At 36.5% G+C, this 16931-nt stretch carries 14 protein-coding genes and 2 riboswitches; of the genes, 7 read left to right on the forward strand and 7 right to left on the reverse strand.

The genetic code is table 11. The features are described 5' to 3' along the window. Positions 1 to 52: 52 nt before the first annotated feature. Positions 53 to 1255 (reverse strand): MFS transporter, encoded by a 1203-nt coding sequence (locus AC6BKE_RS18995; protein WP_342503787.1) that lies wholly within the window; start codon positions 1253 to 1255, stop codon positions 53 to 55. A gap of 142 nt (positions 1256 to 1397) precedes the next feature. On the opposite strand from AC6BKE_RS18995, the gene AC6BKE_RS19000 reads away from it, so the two are divergent. Together AC6BKE_RS19000 and AC6BKE_RS19005 are read left to right on the forward strand one after the other, a co-directional pair. Further along, positions 1398 to 1952, forward strand: a complete 555-nt coding sequence (locus tag AC6BKE_RS19000; protein ID WP_036126370.1) for a helix-turn-helix domain-containing protein — start codon at positions 1398 to 1400, stop codon at positions 1950 to 1952. Between the two features lie 560 nt (positions 1953 to 2512). After that, complete coding sequence (locus AC6BKE_RS19005; protein WP_036126369.1) at positions 2513 to 4042, forward strand: DHA2 family efflux MFS transporter permease subunit; 1530 nt, start codon at positions 2513 to 2515, stop codon at positions 4040 to 4042. A 518-nt stretch (positions 4043 to 4560) separates the two neighbouring features. On the opposite strand, the gene AC6BKE_RS19010 is transcribed toward AC6BKE_RS19005, so the two are convergent. After that, complete coding sequence (locus tag AC6BKE_RS19010) at positions 4561 to 5475, reverse strand: C40 family peptidase (protein ID WP_058844408.1); 915 nt, start codon at positions 5473 to 5475, stop codon at positions 4561 to 4563. A gap of 414 nt (positions 5476 to 5889) precedes the next feature. On the opposite strand from AC6BKE_RS19010, the gene AC6BKE_RS19015 reads away from it, so the two are divergent. Together AC6BKE_RS19015 and AC6BKE_RS19020 are read left to right on the forward strand one after the other, a co-directional pair. Further along, positions 5890 to 6213, forward strand: a complete 324-nt coding sequence (locus AC6BKE_RS19015) for a DUF4304 domain-containing protein (protein ID WP_330493315.1) — start codon at positions 5890 to 5892, stop codon at positions 6211 to 6213. 5 nt (positions 6214 to 6218) lie between these two features. After that, a complete protein-coding gene (locus AC6BKE_RS19020; RefSeq protein ID WP_342503786.1) occupies positions 6219 to 6437 on the forward strand; it encodes a hypothetical protein in 219 nt (72 codons plus the stop codon). 61 nt (positions 6438 to 6498) lie between these two features. Here AC6BKE_RS19020 and AC6BKE_RS19025 read toward each other — a convergent pair whose 3' ends face one another. After that, positions 6499 to 7122, reverse strand: coding sequence for a YczE/YyaS/YitT family protein (locus AC6BKE_RS19025; protein ID WP_499857671.1), 624 nt, complete (start codon positions 7120 to 7122; stop codon positions 6499 to 6501). A gap of 124 nt (positions 7123 to 7246) precedes the next feature. Between AC6BKE_RS19025 and paiA the strand changes: the two genes are divergently transcribed. Next, on the forward strand, positions 7247 to 7765 hold the full coding sequence (paiA, locus tag AC6BKE_RS19030; RefSeq protein ID WP_271913436.1) for a spermidine/spermine N(1)-acetyltransferase: 519 nt from the start codon (positions 7247 to 7249) through the stop codon (positions 7763 to 7765). Positions 7766 to 7813: 48 nt separating this feature from the next. On the opposite strand, the gene AC6BKE_RS19035 is transcribed toward paiA, so the two are convergent. Continuing rightward, positions 7814 to 8431: an FMN-binding negative transcriptional regulator gene (locus tag AC6BKE_RS19035; protein WP_499857672.1), complete on the reverse strand. Its 618-nt coding sequence runs from the start codon at positions 8429 to 8431 to the stop codon at positions 7814 to 7816. Between the two features lie 168 nt (positions 8432 to 8599). Between AC6BKE_RS19035 and pdxR the strand changes: the two genes are divergently transcribed. Further along, the gene (gene pdxR, locus AC6BKE_RS19040; RefSeq protein ID WP_499857673.1) at positions 8600 to 10015 is read left to right on the forward strand and encodes a MocR-like pyridoxine biosynthesis transcription factor PdxR; all 1416 of its coding nucleotides are present in this window, start codon (positions 8600 to 8602) and stop codon (positions 10013 to 10015) included. A gap of 233 nt (positions 10016 to 10248) precedes the next feature. On the opposite strand, the gene AC6BKE_RS19045 is transcribed toward pdxR, so the two are convergent. The 3 genes from AC6BKE_RS19045 to AC6BKE_RS19055 form a co-directional block, all read right to left on the reverse strand. Continuing rightward, a complete protein-coding gene (locus AC6BKE_RS19045; RefSeq protein WP_036126354.1) occupies positions 10249 to 10614 on the reverse strand; it encodes a hypothetical protein in 366 nt (121 codons plus the stop codon). Between the two features lie 229 nt (positions 10615 to 10843). After that, the gene (locus AC6BKE_RS19050) at positions 10844 to 11581 is read right to left on the reverse strand and encodes a DUF3888 domain-containing protein (protein WP_036126352.1); all 738 of its coding nucleotides are present in this window, start codon (positions 11579 to 11581) and stop codon (positions 10844 to 10846) included. 162 nt (positions 11582 to 11743) lie between these two features. Then, the gene (locus AC6BKE_RS19055; protein ID WP_342503785.1) at positions 11744 to 13225 is read right to left on the reverse strand and encodes an Lsa family ABC-F type ribosomal protection protein; all 1482 of its coding nucleotides are present in this window, start codon (positions 13223 to 13225) and stop codon (positions 11744 to 11746) included. Between the two features lie 555 nt (positions 13226 to 13780). Then, positions 13781 to 13959, forward strand: a riboswitch (cobalamin riboswitch). Positions 13960 to 14138: 179 nt separating this feature from the next. Between AC6BKE_RS19055 and metE the strand changes: the two genes are divergently transcribed. Beyond that, positions 14139 to 16436, forward strand: coding sequence for a 5-methyltetrahydropteroyltriglutamate--homocysteine S-methyltransferase (gene metE / locus AC6BKE_RS19060; RefSeq protein ID WP_036126347.1), 2298 nt, complete (start codon positions 14139 to 14141; stop codon positions 16434 to 16436). Positions 16437 to 16607: 171 nt separating this feature from the next. After that, positions 16608 to 16800, forward strand: a riboswitch (cobalamin riboswitch). Positions 16801 to 16931 lie beyond the last annotated feature (131 nt).

Consider the following 16931-nt stretch of genomic DNA (forward strand, 5'->3'; position numbering starts at 1 on the left):
TCTTTCAACATGAAAAGGGGGAGGTCACATGAAGTGACTCCCCTTTTGTTTATTAGGAAAGTATACGAATAGTTGAATCGGTTTTTGTTCTCACTTTTAACGTTAGCAGCATGAGAACAAACATTACCACTAATAGGGCGAAAAGGGCAACGTCAAATGTATTAGTGACATCTTTTATGACCCCAACAAGCATCGGAATAATTCCACTAATAATATAGCCACCAAATTGAATCATGGCTGTCCATTCGCTTGCAGCTTTTGGTGTAGTCGTTGCATCTAAAGGCAGAATCATAGCTAATGGGAATAAACCACCAGCACCTATCCCCGTTAATGCGGCACAGAGAATTGGAGAAGTCCCGCCAATTATTAATAATAGGATGCCGATAAAGGAGCTGAAAGCACATAGTAGCATCCAAGGTTTTCTCTTCACACTATTATTAATGATAATTGGAATAATAAAGCTACAAATCATTTGCATAACAGAAAAAATAGTAACCGTTGTTGCGGCATATGCATCACTATAACCCATGTCCTGTACTTTTGGCGCAAGCCATGTTGCCAAGGAATAATAAACACCTGATTGTAAACCAAACATCACCATCAAAAGCCAAACATAACGATTTCCCCAAGGTAGTCGGCTTTTTTGACTGACAGCTTGCTCTGCTATGTTTTGTGATTGATGTGATTTTTTTATAATAGGAATCCAAACGATGATTCCTACTAGTGCAAACAAAGACCAGATCGCTAAAGCGATGTTCCAAGATTGGTGAAAAGCATGCATAACAGGCACGACTAAGCCAGCACTTAAAGATGCACCAATCCCCATGCCAGCTGAATACACACCAATCATCGAGGATGAGGATTTAGGAAAATGCTTTTTAATATAACCAGAAATTAGTGGACCTGTAATGGCAATGCCTATTCCGCTAAAGACAGCTGTCAATAATAAAAGAAAAGGGAAAGTCGCTACTAAACGTAATGCAGTTGATACGCCAATTAATAAAATGGATAACGCAATCGTCAGCTCAATGCCCCACCGTGCACTTAACTTTCCAGCCAGTGGTGCAAAAAGCCCCATACAAAAAACGGGTAAAGCCGTTAGTAAACTGACGACAACACTCGACATCTGTAAATCGGCCTGGATATTTTTCAGCACGGGTGAGATGGATGTAATGGAAGCTCGTAGATTCATAGAGAGTATGAATAAAGAAAAAACGCTCCAAATAATATATAGATTTTTTGATTTTGCTATCATTGAAAGCACACCTCTTTTTGTCAATATAGATGATTATTTGATATACTATAATTAACTTTTTATTTTAAAAATAAACTATAATTTATCGACTTGTATACTATAATATACTTAATATACAAAGTCAATGAAAGGGGTGCGCATAATGAATGAGGAAAATATTGACTTATCTGGTCAAGTCGGGGTTAATCTAAGAGAAATTCGAAAAAACAAAAGGATGAGTTTAGAGGAGCTAGCGAATGTCAGCAATGTTAGTAAATTGACATTAGGGAAAATTGAAAGAGGGGAAACAAATCCAACCGTCAATATCCTTTGGAAAATATGTAGAGGGCTCAATATTCCACTCGTTTCTTTATTAACATTTGAAGAACATACAGAAGTCCATCGATTCGGCTCGGAGTATCAATTTGCAGGGCATAATAACGACTGGTTTGTCGAACCATTATTTAAAACACATGGATCAGAGTGGTATAGAGGCTGTATCGAGCCAAATAGTAAGTACAGTGAATGTCACTTAGCAGGGTCTGAAGAAATTGTACTTGTGTTAAATGGACAATTAGAGCTGAAGGTCGGAGAAAAATGCCATCAGTTAAACCAATGGGATGTCATTAAATTTAAAGGTGAAGAACTTCACACTTACATCAATCGCTCAAATGAAAAAGTACATTTAATGCTGTCGTTAACGTATACAACGCCCTAATTATCCCACAAAAACTAGGCAGAAACCTGACTCTAAAAAGGTTGATGTAAAAAATAGAAAGAACCCACTTTTAATAAAGAGGTTATACAAATACACAACAAGTATCATTAATTTTCTCAGTTATACCTGTTCTAAAGCAACCCCTTATCAGTATCGCCACAACCATTTACGAATGAACGGGGGAAGGCTTAATAAAAATATAATGAAAAAAGTCGCATTCCTATAGTTTAGGAATCGACTTTTTTGTGAAAATAATTATGTAAAACACATTGAAATAAAGCATGTCTTATGATAAATTTATATAGATAGACATTGTATATTTATTATACAGCGCATTATCCCTATTTTAATTATATAATACATTCTATTCTTTCGTCAACACTTTTAATAGTCTTTTTTTTTGAGGGGTGGTTTTGATGAAATCAACAGGGGCAAAACAGCAGATTGGGGGAAAAATGAACGAAGCAGTTCAAATCTTTTAAGGACTTAAAGGTAATCGAAAGGCTTCCTAAACATGTGAATGAAATTGAAAAAGATAAAGAAAGTAGGACTGATACTATATGTCAGAGAAAACCATTTCAGTTGAGACAAAAACGCCATACGGCATGATTGCCATTTTATTTATTGGGGCTTTTGTTGCTATATTAAATGAAACTTTACTAAACATTGCGCTTCCAGCCATTATGATTGAATTCGATGTGAATGCAACGGCAGTACAGTGGCTTTCAACAGGTTATATGTTAATTAACGGTATTTTAATTCCCGCCAGCGCGTTCTTCATTCAACGCTTTACGGATAAAAAATTATTTATTACCGCGATGGCCTTGTTCACATTGGGTACATTTTTAGCTAGTATTGCACCTGCATTTGGTGTGTTACTAGGGGCGCGAATGATTCAAGCTGCAGGATCAGCGATTATGATGCCTCTATTAATGAATGTTATGCTGACTGCATTTCCGGTCGAAAAACGAGGCGCTGCAATGGGGATGTTCGGTCTCGTAATGATTACAGCTCCAGCTATTGGACCGACTCTTTCGGGGTGGCTAATTGAGCATTACAGTTGGAGAATGTTATTTGATCTTGTACTACCAATTGCCATTCTAACATTAATTTTCGCAGCCTTTAAATTAAAGAATGTGACGCCACAACGTCCTATTAAGCTCGATGTAATTTCACTTATTTTATCAAGTATTGGATTTGGTGGCTTGCTTTATGGCTTTAGTTCTGCTGGAGAAAAAGGATGGGATAATGCCCTTGTATACGGAACGATCATTATTGGAACGCTCGCTTTAATTACCTTTATCCTTCGTCAGCTACGACTGGAGGAACCAATGCTTGAGTTTCGTATTTTCAAATATCCAATGTTTGCCTTATCATCAGCCATCTCCATTGTCATTTCGGTGGCAATGTTTTCAGCTATGATTTTAATGCCGATTTACGTTCAAACAATCCGTGGTATTTCACCAATGGATTCAGGTCTACTCATGCTACCTGGTGCGATTGTGATGGGGATCATGTCACCTATTACAGGGAAGCTTTTTGATAAATATGGGGCAAGAAGCTTGGCCGTATTTGGCTTGATTATCACCATTGTGACGACGTATTACTTTAGCAAAATTAGTATGGATACGGCTTATTCTACACTAGTGGTGCTGTATACATTACGTATGTTTGGGATGTCCATGGTAATGATGCCAGTAATGACAAATGGTTTGAATCAGCTACCAGCGCATAATAATCCACATGGAACAGCGATGAACAACACATTACAACAAGTTTCAGGCGCAATAGGTTCAGCAGTATTGATTACGATTATGAACAATAAAACAACTGTCAAAGCAGAGGAATTAGCTGCAAGTGCGATGAACAATATGAGTGCTAATGCAACTCAAACAACGTCACAGTCTGCTGCGGAATTAAAGCAACAATTGATGAACGAAGCCATGCTACATGGTATAACTTATACATTTTTCCTGTCAACATTGATTGCAGCGATTGCACTCGTCCTTGCCTTCTTTATTAAGCGAGTTAAACCTAGTCATGAAAATCATGCTAGTGGGGAAGTTAACGAAAAAATAGTGGAAGAATAAATAAACGGGCGTTGCTAAGCTTAAGCAACGCCCATTTTTATTTGGATAAAGAGGATTTATAAAAAAATTATCGATACAACTCAATAATTTGGCCGGCTATCTATTCAGAGCTAAAATGACTCCCATCTTTGAGCAACTCCTAGTACAGAAGAAGCAAGAATATCCATTGATAATGTTATTTCTTTAGGATTCGCAAACTCTCTCTATCACGATCAAGTCCGTTAACATCATATAAACTTTTCTTTTGAAGCAAGGGTGTCAATCTGCAAAGTCAGCGTTATTTTTACCGACAAATCGTTGGAAATATCGTACACTACTTGTTTTAATAGATCGTTCATATCTATAAAATGCAAATAAAAAGTGGCTCGATTTAGCTCTGTACGTTCGGCTAATATAGCGTTTATCTTAATCTATTTATATAATTTTGATGTGAATATAATTAGTGCGGCTTTGGAGGTGGGGAGCTACAGAACAAAAAAGGCGTCTCATCCATAGATGAAACACCTCTTTGAAGTTAGTTATTGAGCTAATCGTTGGATAAAAGCATCTAATTGTACGAGTGTAACATTGTCATTCACCCCAAATACATTGTCACCTTTACCAACTGTAACTTTATTGGAAGCGAGGATGGATACATAATTGTTTGCCCAATGCGCACTTGGAACATCGACAAATTGTTCTGCCGCTCCTTGTTGTTTTAAATGAAATGCTTCCACTAAAACTTTCGATAATTGACCGCGTGTCATAGGAGAACCTGGATTGAATTTGCCATTTTCATCCCCCGTAAAAACGCCGATTTTTTTAAGTGCCTCAGCAGCACCCGCATATTTAGACGATGGTTTTACATCAGGAAAACTTGAATTGGTGCTACTAGTATCTAATTGTAATTGCTTAGCCAGTTTAAGAGCTACTTCTCCACGTGAAGCATAAACGCTAAAGTCGATTTCAGCATCTTTTACTTCTCCAAACTCATTTTCAGTGAAGTTCGCCACGCGTTTTGCCCCTACGTAACGAGATCCCCAGTAATAAGGGTCATTGATGTTATCAATTTTAACACCAGAACTTGTAGTAGCTGAAATAAAACTGTTGTCACCTATGTATATGCCGACATGGGAGATACCACTTCCCGAAGTATTAAAAAATACTAGGTCACCAGTCTTCAATTGATCTTTAGCAATCGAAGTACCTTGCTGATATTGAGCTTTGGATGTACGTTCTAGTGAAATCCCTAGCTTTGAAAAAACAATTTGTGTAAATGCAGAGCAATCCACACCTGTCTTAATATTTGTGCCCCCGTATTGATAAGGAACACCTATATATGCTTTTGCTGTATTTGTTATATCTGCTATTGTTGCCGCTTTCGCTTCATGAACACCTATGCCTGTGAAGAACATAAATGAGGCGAAAATGGGTAGTAACCATTTTTTCTTCAATTAAATCTTACTCCTTTCAAAAAACTTTCGCTTTTGAACTAAAGTAAGAATAGCATGAAAGAGACAAGCGTTATTTTTCAATAATATTACCGATTACCCCTAAACAGCTAAATTGAAACCTTAATTTTAACTGTGTAAAACTTCTGCAATAATCACGGGTAATTTTACCAGAAATATATGAAATTATTGGATGTGTAGGGATATAAGTGCTATTTTATATATTTCATCTATATTAAAAAACCAAAAACCATTGAACAAAATATAAAAACATAGAATTATAACAAATGATTTGGGAAGAATTAGTCGATAATCAAGAGGTGAAAAAATCCATTCAAAGAGAGGGACATCATTTTAACAGGAAATGAAATTAATCTGTGAACCTCATTACTTAATAACCTGATAGGAGGGATTCTATTGCAGCAGATTTTTAATAAGTTAATAAAACAGAACATCAAGCCATTTCTTTCGATGCTTGGCTACAACAAGAAAAGTTTGAATTTCTATAAAACAACCGACAATCTTATCTATATGTTCAATTTCCAAAAATTCGCTAATAATGTCATGTTTTATATGAATTGCGGTATTTACGCAACCGAGTTGGCACACGTTCAATCGAAAGAGATTCTGACAGCATCAAAAGAAGCAGAATGTCACTTCCGAGCAAGAATTGAATCAATTGTCGAAGGTACATTTAATCTCGATTTTCCATCCATCCTACTACGAATATGGATGGTCTAAGAAAAATGCTACTTCGTGGGATGAAAGAGGCTCATCATTTCTTTGAATCGATGACTAATGCCAGATCCATTATAAACTATTACACGTCTGGCCCATTTCTACATTTAAATGATGTAACAGCAGCTAAGCGTTATTATCATGAATGGCAGAAAAAGCATGGAACTGAACAGCGATGGGCCATTTTCGAAAAAAATATAAGGCTATCTTCAATCAATTTGGTGTGAAACTTGATGAAGAGTAGCTATCATAAAACTAGAATTCCTTCTTCATCGAATAGCCGGTTTTTTATTTCAGTTTCCCATTTTGATCATTTACAGTCGTATTCAGTAGAGTATCTAGTATTCTTCCAGTAATGGGCATAAAGAAATGCAGGATAAAGCCACCTAAGCAAACCGTTAATAATGTACCGACACCGATTGCTCCTTTACACAACATCGCCAACACTAAGAAAAAGAGGTAAATAACCGTTCTTGAGAAAAAAATCGATTTGTTTGTTAGCTCTTTTATAATTAAGGTTAGTCGGTCTACAGGAATTGGCGCAAAATTTGTATGTAAATAGGTTGCCGTTCCTAATCCTGTCACAACTAGCCCTATGCCAAAATAAACCACCTGATTATACCATAGTATTGCTAAATCATTTAATAGCAGTAACCACATATCAATTCCTATACCTGTGATAAATGCTGTGATCAGCCCTACTATTTCAGGCTTTTGTCTAGCTAATATGGAATTACTACCGACTAATAGGATAGCCAAAATGATTTCCCAGCTTCCTACAGTTAGACCTACATGATTAGACAATCCGACTAAAACCGCATCAAAAGGGGAAGTCCCAAGGTTGGAATGAATTGTTAGAGAAATACCTAGCGTTAAAATGAAAATGCCTACTACATAAAAGATATATTTCAAACGAAAGCCCTCTTTTCATTTTTATTGCAAATACAATAAAATTACGTTAAATTGACTATATACTCTTTTTGTTGCATTTGCAATATAAAATCTAGAAAGAGTTCACGATAAGGGAGTGGAAGCAATGACCGTTAAATTAGAGGAATGTAGTCTAGCAAACTTAAAAAAGCTTCAAGAAATAAGCATCGAAACATTCAATGACACGTTTAAAGACCAAAACTCGCCTGATAATATGAAAGCTTATTTAGAGCGTGCATTTCATGATCATCAGCTAGAGCAGGAATTGACCAATGTCGATTCAGCCTTCTATTTTATCTATGATGATGAAGAAGTAGCTGGCTATTTAAAAGTAAATGTCAATGAGGCACAATCCGAACAAATGGGGGATGAGTCACTCGAGGTGGAGAGAATTTATATTCGACATAAATTTCAAGGCAAAGGGCTCGGTAAATACCTCATCAATAAAGCAATGGAAGTAGCTATTGCACACAACAAAATAAGCATTTGGCTAGGCGTTTGGGAGAAAAATGACCATGCTATCGGTTTTTATAAGAAACTTGGCTTTGTTCAAACAGGTGCTCATTCTTTTTATATGGGGGATGAAGAACAAATGGATCTCATCATGACCAAAACGCTCGAATAAAGTGATAATGGCAGAAACGTTGATAAAACAACATTTCTGCCATTTTTATTAGTCATTTCTATTTTTCTTCATGGCATCTGCCAATGCATCAGCTTGAGGTTGTTGTTCTTTATAAAGCTCGCTAATAATATTGGCATAATCATTAGCATTACGATTTTGGCTTAATTTATAGGCAGCCTGCACTTCGTCTATCTTTATTTTAAATCCTTTAATCCCTTTTATTTCTTGCTGTAAAAGCTCAGGCGATAGTTTATCCCACAAAACAGAGTTTTCACGGAATTTCTCATATTTTTCTAGTAAGCTAGTCAAATCTTGCTTTAACTCTTTTCCGTTCATAAGGCTTGCTTTTCCGTATATATGGACAGCTTGATAATTCCAAGTTGGCACATTTTCATGCTCATACCAAGAGGAAGAAATATAGGCATGAGGCCCATTAAATATGACGAGAAGGTCATTCACGTCCTCAAAGGTCTTCCATAAAGGATTTCCATAAGCTAAATGACCTGTCAGGTAATAGTCATCCTGAATTTTATTCAGCAGTACAGGGATATGGGCTGCTATTGGTTTACCTTTTCTAATTGAAACAATTGTCGCAAAGGCATTGTTTTGAATAAAATCTTTGATTTCTTCAAAATCTGTTATTTTGTAGTACTTTGGAACATACATGCAAACCTCTCCTTATCTCATCAAATCATTGTGAGCTTTTTGAATAAACAAACTATTGTGATTACACGTCTTTACATTTTCCCCTCTACAATGTAGATTTTATTATAATCAATCACTGGTACCTCTTAAAAGTGCCAGTAAAGCTATTTTCAAAGGAGCCAATAAGCCATGCTCGAAATGACACCTAACTTGCATAATGAAGAACCACTTTATCTTCAGTTATATAGCTATATAAAAGCTGAAATTCAAAATGGAAATATTTTAGCTCAAACCAAATTGCCGTCTCAGCGCAGCTTAGCTAAACATTTACAGATTAGTCGCAACACGGTTGATGCAGCTTACCAGCAGCTCCTTGCAGAGGGCTATGTAATTAGTAAAGAACGAGAGGGGCTTTATGTTGTAGAACTCGAAAGGGGCTATTTTCAAACAAGTTCTAATCATTTTGAGCCGCAGTTAGCAACGCCGCAAGAACAACAACTACCTTCAATTAGGTACAACTTTAATTATGGAGATATCAATTTAAAAGATTTCCCCTATAAAATATGGCGTACATTAACACTGCAAAGCCTGAATGAAGAGCAGGCTCATCTGCTTTTATATGGAGATCCGCAAGGGGAGCTTGAATTAAGGAATTACATTGCAAGCTATCTTTATGAAGCAAGAGGGGTACAATGCCAAGGAGACCAAATTGTCATTGGTGCAGGTTTGCAATTTCTAATGGGCATCGTATGTAATTTAATTGGAAGAAATGAGCTTTTTGCTATGGAAGATCCAGGGTATTATCGCGTTCGTTACTTGTTTAAGGATCATGGTATAAAGGTGAAACCTATCCCTCTCGACGAACATGGCATTCATATCAGCCAGTTAAGAAATAGTAGGGTCAAGGCTGTTTATGTCACCCCTTCCCATCAATTCCCCATCGGAACGGTCATGCCGATTTCAAGAAGACTAGCATTATTAGAATGGGCCAAGGATGAAAATGCTTATATTATTGAGGATGATTATGATGGGGAGTTTCGATATGCAGGTAAACCTATACCTGCTCTACAAGGATTAGATTCGAATGACCGCGTCATCTATATGGGCACTTTTTCAAAATCATTGATTCCTTCCATCAAGCTAAGCTATATGGTTTTACCAAGGGAATTAACCCTTTTATTTAATAACAACAACTACTATGTTCAAACTGTATCGAGACTTCATCAGCATACCTTACAGTTATTTATGGAAAGTGGGCATTGGGAGAGACATTTGAATAAAACACGAAATGGCTATAAAAGAAGATATGAGGCTTTACTAAAGTCCATTCATCAAATATTAGGGGATAACGTGAAAATACATGGGGCTAGTAGTGGCTTACATATTCTACTCGAACCAAATAATAAAATGTCTGAAGAAGAACTAATTGAAACAGCAAAACGGGTAGGTGTAAAAGTATACCCAACCTCTATTTTTTACGCCAATCCTTCCGTCATACAGCACGCAAAAGTTTTGCTTGGATTTGCAAATTTAGGGGTAGAAGAGATTGACAAGGGGATTAAGCTATTAAAACATGCTTGGTTTGATAGCCCCAGCATGTCGTGACTGTCTTTGAAAGCTCTATTTCTATAGATTAGTGGAAGTGGAGAGGGACTTATGCATGTAACAGCAAAAGTTATGTTAAATCATATTATTGCGGAATCAGCATATTTTATTGGCATTGCACAAACCATCTTTTTTCAACATAAATGGTAATACTTGGCGAGTTAAAAAATGGAGTTTGGTAGAAGAAACTCTTACCAAATTCCATTTTTTATAACGCTATCTCTGTCACAATATTAACTATTCGGAATTTTCTCTTTATACTTTAAGGAAAGAAGGCTTAAAGAATAATTCTTAAGTGTATCTGTGTTAATAAAATCATTTAGAATACCTTCAATGGAACTACAATGCTGATTAATTAAATTGATTTCTTCTATATAATTTGAATCAATCGAAGCTTCTCTTAACGTTTTAAACACTACTTTCTGTTCATTAAACAAATAGACCAATTCAAACCTAGCATTCAGTATCAAAATAGTAATCTCTGGAAAAACAATTCGATCTTTTAAAACTTCAAGAATGCAATCGACAGACTTTACGCCTTCTATCGCATGCAAAGATGAAAAAACACCATGTAATAATTCTTCAAAATCAACCTTCATTTAAATCCTCCATCAATCATAAATCCTTTCTGATCATAACACTTTCTCAGAAAAATTTTAATGCTTAATATTTTCCTTCAATAATGTGGAATGGACTCATGCAAACGATAAAGATAATAAAGATTTAGCATTAAGGAGTTCCCACAAATGGGATGATAGAAAAAATGTTAATTATAAAATTATTTAACAAAAGAAGAAGAATCGGAAAAATTAAATTTCCCATTCTTCTTTATATATACCAGGGTAATTGATGCTGCATTTTCTTACCTGGCTTACTTGCTTTATTTATTACGGTCCATGTGCCGTCTTTCTTTTGCAGCTGATAGCTTACATTGGTCCCATCTGCCCTTTTAAAGAGCATATAGCCTGTATTGTCTTTGATAAAGGTGACAGGGTCAACTACATTTTTATAGGGTATCTTTCGCTCAGGAAATAAAATATTGTTTGCTATTTCATCTGCAATCGTAGCAAGAGGCTTCATTTCATTATTTATTTCAGCCTTGTATTGCAATTGATTGTATCGATAGGAAATGAACGAGGCTAAATTCAAATTAAAGCTCTGCTGTATGTCTAAAAGTGTTGTGCGATAGAATGCATCTATTGCTTTTTCTACATTATCTGCCTCATGTTTATAGTGAAGGGTGTTCACATCAGTTGGACTGATTTCAAACGTAATGATTTCCTTGCTATACGGTGGGGAATGGGCATGTTCAAAAGTAGTAACTTGAACGTTAACCCTAAAGCTAAACTGACTTTCCCTAATAACGTTCAAAATGTTCGCATCATACAAGCCATACTGCTTAGGATAGCCGTAGTAATGGTCAATTTCCTTTTCTATAAATGGATTAAGGATTGTTATCAATGTATCAGTGATGAGTTTCTCATCAGCTTGTTCGCTTTGTGCATAAATCTTACTGGGCATAATCAAAATAGTGACTATAGTCATTAAAGTAGCGATTTTTTTCATGGGATTGCTAGCCTTTCTATAAAATATTTCTTTATAGTGTGCGTCGATCACAGAAAATTATTAAACGTTTTATAGTTAAAGATAAAAATAATAAAGGTGTCACTTGGTTTCATTAAAAAGAAGAATCCATTTTGAAAATGGACTCTTCTCTAAATGATTCCTTTATGACAAAGCTATTGTTTTCGTTGCCACGGTTTGTTGAAAGGCTTGGTCATGCTCCACAAAAATCATTGTAGGATTAAAACTTTGAATAAGCTCTTCAATCTGCATGCGCGAATAAATATCAATAAAATTTAAGGGTTCATCCCAAATATAGAGATGTGCTTTTTCACACAAACTTTTGGCAATCAACAGCTTTTTCTTTTGCCCACCTGAATAATGTGAGATGTCTTTATCAAATTGAATCCGCTCAAAGTCCATCTTTCGCAGAATAGATTTAAATAACGTCTCATCTATAGCATGCTCTTCAATAAAATCCGATAATGCTCCCTTCAAATGAGCAGTATCCTGTTGAACATAGGAGATAATAAGGCCAGCAGCTAAATGTATAGAGCCTGTATGCTGTATAGGCTTGCCAAGAAGCAGCTGTAGGATACTACTTTTTCCGCTTCCATTTTTGCCATCGAGAACAATGCGATCACCTTGCGCCACTTTGAAGCTAATAGGCTGATTCACAAAGTTGTCGTCATACTGAATTGATACATCCGTTACAACAACCATGTCTTTTGATGGAAATGCTAATGGTTGTACTTTTAAAGATTCCGTTTTTTCAACATTTTTTAGCAGTTTTGATTTTTCATCAATCGCTTTTTGCTGCCTAGATTCCAAGTTCTTTGCTCGCTTCATCATCTTGGCTGCTTTATGTCCAACAAAGCCTTTATCTAGCTTAGAACCCGAATTCGTAGTTCCATTTTTGGAAGCCTCAACTTGATTAGACCAACCTACCGAACGCTTGGAAGACTGCGTTAAACGGTCGATATCTTTTTGCAGACGTTGATTAGTTGCTTCTTCATGTTCCTGCTGTCGATCAAAATTTAACTTCCAAGTTGAGTAGTTACCACTTTGAACATCAATATTGGCTCTATTGATCGATAAAATATGATCAACACAGCCATCTAAAAAGGCTCTGTCATGCGAAATTAAAATAAATCCTTTTTTCTTGCGTAGATAATCAGAGACCGTCTTTCGTGCATCTGTATCGAGATGATTGGTTGGCTCATCAATTAATAGAAACTGTCCCTCTGTTAAAAAGAGCGCTGCAAGCAACACCTTTGTTTGCTCTCCATTAGATAATGTTTGAAAAGGGCGATACATGACCTCAGCATCGACATCTAGATAGGCTATTTCACGAATATATTCCCAATCTTCTGCCAGAGGGCAAATTTCTTCAAAAATTTCGTACGTATATTTATTTGGGTCTGAAACAGGATAGGGGAAATAAGTAAATTCTACTGAAGAAATGATGTTCCCACTATACTCATAATTCCCTAATAGCAAATTAAAAAATGTTGTCTTCCCACGACCATTCCTACCGATAAATCCAAGTTTCCAATCTGTATCAATCTGAAAGTTGACACCCTCAAAAATATAATCAAAGCTGCTTGGGTAAGAAAACGTTAAGTCTTGTACTTGTATCATTGACATGATAATTCCTCCTTTGTATAGCAAATCATTTTTCTTTTATACAAAGTCGGTACATCCATCTATGCTAAATTTCTCCGTATAAGTTGATGGATGCTAACGACTTATACGGAGCATCACATGCGTCACAATAGGTTCAGAATCGCTCATTTTTTTCTCTCCTTTATTAGGTAGATGAAAGATACAGAATAAACTATGAGAGCAAGAAAAAATCCCCCCAATTGGATATTGGAAGGATTAGTCTCTCACTGAATAAACTTTATTTGCCAATGACATCATGACAAATAAACGCAAACTGATTGTTAAAAATGGATAGACTAATCCTATATTTTGTCGTTTGAAGTGATTCATTTCAAATAAAAATATAGATTAGTTCATCATTGTCCATTCATCAGTCCTCTCATAATTGTATTTTTATAGTAACAAATTTTTTTATGGAATACAATGTAGCCTTATCTTCTTAAACCAATCCCTACAATAATTATAGAAATAATTTAGATAATCGTATAAAAATTATTTCTACTATTCTGAAAGATATGTTATAGTAGGAGCATAATTGAATAATGTGTAAGAATTGGTGCCAAATGAAAGTTTGGCTTAAAAGGGAAGTCGGTGCAAATCCGACGCTGTCCCGCAACTGTTATTCGGAGCAAATCACAAAGGCCACTGGGAAACCGGGAAGGCTGTGAGGCGTGTTGATGAGAAGCCAGGAGACCTGCCAATTTCTAGTACACACCAAATACCTACGTGGAAATAGGTGGTGAAAAGTGACCAAATCGGCACTGTGCGATAACAAATGATTTATGCGAAAGTAGATACTTTTTTCGTATTGTTTTAGCATTAAAAATTTCAACTAGCAGCCATTCTCCTCCTTGGAAAATGGCTTTTTATTTTTTTCTGAAAAGGAGATATAAAAATGACCTATACAAGCACACTCATTGGTTACCCGTATATCGGGGAAGATCGCGAATGGAAAAAAGCATTAGAAGCATTTTGGCGCAACGAGCTTTCTGAAGAGGATTTTGAGGATAGTTTAAAAAAAATCCGTTTAGCTAGAATTGACAAGCAGCTACAGCTTGGCATCGACATGGTGACAGTTGGCGATTTTACGTATTACGATAGAATGTTAGATACAGCATTAATGTTTGGTCTCATCCCAAAACGCTTTAACTGGCAGGGAGGGAAAGTAGATTTATCTACCTACTACAGCGTAGCAAGAGGGAATAAAACAGCTGTAGCTAGTGAGATGACAAAATGGTTTAATACAAACTATCACTATATTGTTCCTGAATACGAGGGACAGGCCTTGAAACTAACAGAAAATAAAGTGTTGGCCGATTTCTTAGAGGCGAAAGAAACGTATGGTATTATTGCAAAGCCAACATTGATTGGTCCCTATACATTCTGCAAGTTAACAAAAGGCTATAGCAAATTCACACAGGTTGAATACTTATTAGCTCTAATACCGCTCTATACGCAAGTATTAAAAGAATTAGTGGAGGCAGGTGCAAATTGGATTCAACTAGAAGAGCCATCACTTGTCACATCCCTTGATCCGGAAGACATCAAGCTTGTGCAAGAGATTTACGACCAGTTAGCCGTTGCGGTTCCAGAAGCGAAAATCATGCTGCAAACTTATTTTGAAGCATTATGCGGCTATGAAACATTGATGACATTGCCTGTAGAAGGATTTGGCCTAGACTTTGTTCATGGCTATAAAGGAAATATGGCGTCACTTCGTCAATATGGTTTCCCTCAGGACAAAGTATTGGCAGTCGGGGTTGTTAATGGACGTGATATTTGGCGTTCCAACTTAGCGGAGGTCAATGCTACAATTCAGGCAATTGAGCATTTAAGTAATGCAGCAGAGCTATGGATTCAACCATCCAGCAATCTACAACATGTACCGATCACAACTGCTCTTGAAAATGAGATTGACCCTGTTCTGAAGCATGCTTTAGCCTTCGCAGATGAAAAGATTGTAGAAATCACGGAGCTAACTAAATGTAGACGAGATACAGAGGGTATCTTACAGCATAATTTTTCTGAAAGTATGAAGGCAATTGAGGCTCTAAAAAACCATCCAATCCGTCAAAACAAGTTGATTCATCAAGCAGTTCAAACTGTGACAACGCAAGATTTTGAACGACATAGTGAATTTGCTCAGCGTCAAAAAATGCAGCAGCAAGCGTTAGCGTTACCGCTATTCCCAACAACAACAATCGGAAGCTTCCCACAATCCGATGAGGTGAAAAGGAATCGTAATGCTTGGCGTAAAAAACAATTATCGAATGAAGCCTACGAGGCATTTATAGAGCAGGAAACAAAACGCTGGATTACGATACAAGAGGAACTAGATATCGATGTACTCGTTCACGGTGAATTTGAGCGTACAGACATGGTCGAATACTTTGGTGAAAAGCTGACTGGCTTTGCCTTTACAAAAAAAGCATGGGTCGTTTCCTATGGCTCACGCTGTGTTAAGCCACCGATCATTTATGGAGATGTAGCGTGGTCTTCAGCAATAACTGTAAAAGAGTCAGCCTATGCTCAAAGCTTAACAAAGCGCTTTGTAAAAGGTATGCTGACAGGACCAGTGACGATATTAAATTGGTCCTTTGTACGAGACGATCTGTCACGTAAAGATGTCGCTTATCAAATTGCATTAGCACTTCGCAAAGAGGTTGAGGCACTCGAAAACGCAGGTATTTCAATTATTCAAGTGGATGAGCCAGCTCTAAGAGAAGGTTTACCGCTACGAAAAGAAGAATGGGGAGCTTACTTAGAATGGGCTGTTAATTCCTTTAAGCTGGCTACAGCTAGTGTCAAAGATGAAACACAAATCCATACACATATGTGCTACTGCGAATTTAACGATTTCATCGAACCGATTAGTGCACTTGATGCAGACGTGATTTCCATTGAAACATCAAGAAGTCACGGGGAGCTCATTACATCACTGCAAGGGCAACCTTATCAAAAGGGCATTGGCTTAGGCGTTTATGATATTCATAGTCCTCGTGTGCCAAGCAATGAAGAAATGCTAACTATTATGAGAGATAGTTTACAGGTGTTAGATCCCCATCAATTTTGGGTGAACCCAGATTGTGGTTTAAAAACAAGAAAAGAAACTGAAACTGTTGCAGCTTTAGCTAATATGGTTGCTGCAACGAAAACATTACGCCAGGAAGTACAACAATCTATCTCGAGATAACGACATCATTTTATAAATCTACTACAACTACTACATCTTCTCTCCGAAATACAACAAAGACCAGGAAAAAAATGGACCTGGTCTTTTGTTGTTTCATTCTTTTAAGATTTTTATTATATTCAGAAAATAAAATTGACGTGAACAATCGAGCATGTTATGTTTATAACGAATTTCATAGCGATCATTACAAGTTTGAGTGAAAAAGACTTTCATTCAATTAAAAGGAAAATGGGTGTAAATCCCATGCTGTCCCGCAGCTGTAAATGAGGAGTTTTGTTTCAAATACCACTAAGTGATTACTTGGGAAGGTGAAGCAAAATCATGATTCATGAGCCAGAATGCCTGCTTGTAAGGAGATTCATTGATGATCTACGAAAGATAGGGAGATGGATGGAGGCTTACTCATTGTAAGTTTTTCTGTCCTTATTCTTTTTTAGAATAAGGTTTTTTTAGTTTGATTCAGCAAATGTTTTTGTAGTAGCACATACAGAAGAC

The sequence above is a fragment of the Lysinibacillus sp. COL-1 genome (assembly GCF_059814265.1).